Source organism: Streptomyces sp. NPDC093109 (assembly GCF_040701725.1).
Lineage (GTDB): Bacteria > Actinomycetota > Actinomycetes > Streptomycetales > Streptomycetaceae > Streptomyces.
Genome location: NZ_JBFBEZ010000106.1, coordinates 1 through 2883 on the forward strand (window position 1 = coordinate 1; position 2883 = coordinate 2883).

3 protein-coding genes are annotated in these 2883 nt (G+C 69.0%); 2 read left to right on the top strand and 1 reads right to left on the bottom strand.

All coding sequences use genetic code 11. From position 1 onward, the window contains the following. A partial coding sequence (locus AB0389_RS37710) for a GNAT family N-acetyltransferase (protein WP_366400108.1) occupies window positions 1-625 on the bottom strand: 625 nt, incomplete at its 3' end. 137 nt (window positions 626-762) lie between these two features. Here AB0389_RS37710 and AB0389_RS37715 point away from each other — a divergent pair. Then, window positions 763-1515: a TnsA-like heteromeric transposase endonuclease subunit gene (locus tag AB0389_RS37715; protein ID WP_366400109.1), complete on the top strand. Its 753-nt coding sequence runs from the start codon at window positions 763-765 to the stop codon at window positions 1513-1515. Then, window positions 1512-2792 carry a hypothetical protein gene (locus AB0389_RS37720; RefSeq protein WP_366400110.1) on the top strand — a complete coding sequence of 427 codons (1281 nt, stop codon included), beginning with the start codon at window positions 1512-1514 and terminating at the stop codon, window positions 2790-2792. Before AB0389_RS37715 ends, AB0389_RS37720 begins: the two co-directional genes overlap by 4 nt. Window positions 2793-2883: the final 91 nt, after the last annotated feature.

A 2883-nucleotide genomic window follows, 5' to 3' on the forward strand; every position in this document is an offset into this window, starting at 1 on the left:
CTTGGCAGTAGGCGACGACTTCCCCGGTGGGCGAGGTCACGATGAGGTCGTGTTCGGGCCGGTAGGGCCAGGTGTCCCTCATGCGGGCGTGTCGTCCGGTGGTGATTCGGGTCGATCCGAAGGCGGCGCGGTGTGCTGCCGCCCGGCCTGCCACGTCGGCATGGTCGCGCTGGGGGCGGATCGAGTAGCCGTCCGGCAGGCGCGGGATGCCCGGCAGGTCGGCGAGGGGGCGGCCAAGGCACGCCATGAACGGTCCGTCGGTGGTCCGGGTGTACCCGCGCTGCTCCAGCGCCTTGATCAGGTGTGTTTCGGTCTCGGCGACGTCGATGCTCAGTGGGCCTGACGCCTTGTGCTCGGCCCAGGCGAGGACGTCGTGAGCCAGTTCCGGGTGCTCCGGGTCGACCAGGAGCATCAAGGTGTCGGGCAGTTCTAACCAACCCCAGGCCAGCGTCTGTTCGTCCTGGGTCCAGACGGCTGTCGGGCACTGGTCAGCGCGGTCGAGGGCCAGGCACCAGTTCCATGTGAGGTCGCCGATGTGGTGGTAGCCGGTGGTCGGAAAGGTGCGGGTGGCCAGGCTCTGCATGGCGCGCAGTGCTGCGGGTCCGGCGTGCTCATGTCGTTGCATGGCGCCATGCTGTCGAACCGGTTTTTGATCAAGCAACGGAGTATCGGTGCTCTGGCCGGTGGGCGCCAGTCACTCACATGAGGGGTTCGTGTCCCGTTCTTCCTGCTCGGTCCCGTCGGAACTGCACAGTGGCATACATGGGGCTGCGTGAGCTGGAGGGGTCGGCGCCGTCGAAGGTGGACGGCTTCGAGGTGGGCTGGCGGGATGCCGCGGGCGAGCACCGGCGGCTTCTGTCCGAGGCCGTCTCAGTGGCGTTCGAGGAAGGCAGACCGGTGCGGGGGTTCCCGTCCTACCGGGGGCAGCGGCATTTTCCTGGGCTGTACTGGTCGGCGACGACCGGTGGGCATGTGGGGTTCGAGTCCTGGCTGGAGCGGGATCATGTGATGCCGCTGGACTTCACGCCGGAGGTCACCGGACTGCTGTCGCAGCCGTTTTGGCTGTTCTGGGAGGACGGGCGGGGCAAGCGGGTCTCGCATGCCCCGGACTACTTTGCGCGGTTCAAGGACGGGCGGGGGCTGGTGGTGGACTGCCGGCCGCTGGACCGGATCGACGCGCGGTCGGCGGCGAAGTTCGAGGCCACGCGGACGGCCTGCGTAAGTGCCGGGTGGGGTTACCGGGTGGTCGGCGCAGTGGACGCGGTCCGGATGGGGAACGTCCGCTGGCTGGCGGGCTACCGGCATCCTCGTCACGGCGTTGCGGAAGGCGTGGTCGAACGGCTGCTGGCGCTGTTCTCGGTGCCGTCGCCGCTGGTGGGGCAGGCAGCGCTGATGGGTGATCCGATCGCGGTGCTGCCAGTGGTTTTCCATCTGCTCTGGCAAGGTCGGCTGGGCGCGGATCTATCGAGGCCGATGACAGATACGACGCTGGTGTCGCGGGTGGAGGGGCGGTGACCGGGCGTTCGGTGCTGCGTTCTGCCCTGCGGGTCGGGGACCGGCTGCGGCTGGATGACCGGCTGCACACGGTGGTGGGCCTGTCGGGGACGACGGTGCGGTTGGTCGATGAGGCGGGCACGACGAGCCTGGTCCTGCTGTCGCATCTGCTGGCGGCCGACGGATTCGAGCTCGTCGACCAGGGCGAGGGACCGCCCCGGATGCCTCCGTTCGCGCTCTTGGACGTGGTGCCGAAGCAGGAGGCGGAGAGGGCTGCGGCCTGGGAACGGCATGTGACGGAGGTGGAGTTCGGCCGGCCGGTGGATGCCAGTGCGGATACTGCCCCGCGCCCTGCGTATGACCCGGCCGTGCGGACGCTTCACGAGCGTGAGGCGGCGAAGGCGGCCGAGTTGAGCGCGCTCGGTTGGAAGGTGAGTGCGGTCACGGTCCGTCGGATGCGCAAGCGGTACCGCGAGCAAGGGCTCTGGGGGCTCGTGGATCACCGCAAGACCCGGTTGTCGTCTCCGACCGGGCGGGCAGATGAACGGGTGGTCGCGGCGGTCGCGGCGGTGCTGACCGCGCAGGTGGATGAGTCCACGGGCACACGGGGTCGGCTGCGGCGCCGGGTAGAGACTCTGCTGGCCGAGCGGCACGGGCCGGGGGCGGTGCCGATGCCGTCGAGATCGGCGTTCTACCGGCTGGTCGAGGCGGTGAGCGCGGGCACTCATGCCTTTGGCGAGGCGACTTCCCGCAGGTCGCAGGCTCGTCGTCCGCAGGGGGTGTTCACGCCGTCCTCGGCCTGTCGGCCGGGCGAGATGGTGCAGATAGACACGACGCCGTTGGACGTGATGGTCGTCCTGGACGACGGGGTGACGGGCCGGGCCGAGCTGACGATCGGCGTCGACGTGGCGACGAGAACGATCTGCGCCGCGGTGCTACGGCCTGCTGGCACGAAGGCCGTGGACGCCTCCTTGCTGCTGGCGAAGATGCTGGTCCCGGAGCCGATGCGGCCGGGTTGGGCGGATGCCCTGACTATGTCGGCGACGCTCATCCCTCACGCCCGGCTGTTAGACATCGACGCCCGGCTGGAGCAGGCGGCCGCAAAGCCCGTCATCGTTCCAGAGATGATCGGCATCGACCACGGCAAAGTGTTCGTGTCCGACACCTTTCTCTCGGCCTGCCGGTCCCTGGGTATCTCCGTCCAGCCTTCCCGGCCCGCGACCCCGACCGACAAGGGGGTGGTGGAGCGGACGTTCTCGTCCATCAACACCTTGTTCTGCCAACATGTCGCTGGTTAGGGCCTGCCGGGAAACAAGCCGTCGCTTTCGGCTCCGAGGCTCGTTGCCATGGCATGGGGAGTCCGAAGGGGATCGAGGCGGTCCTGGCCGC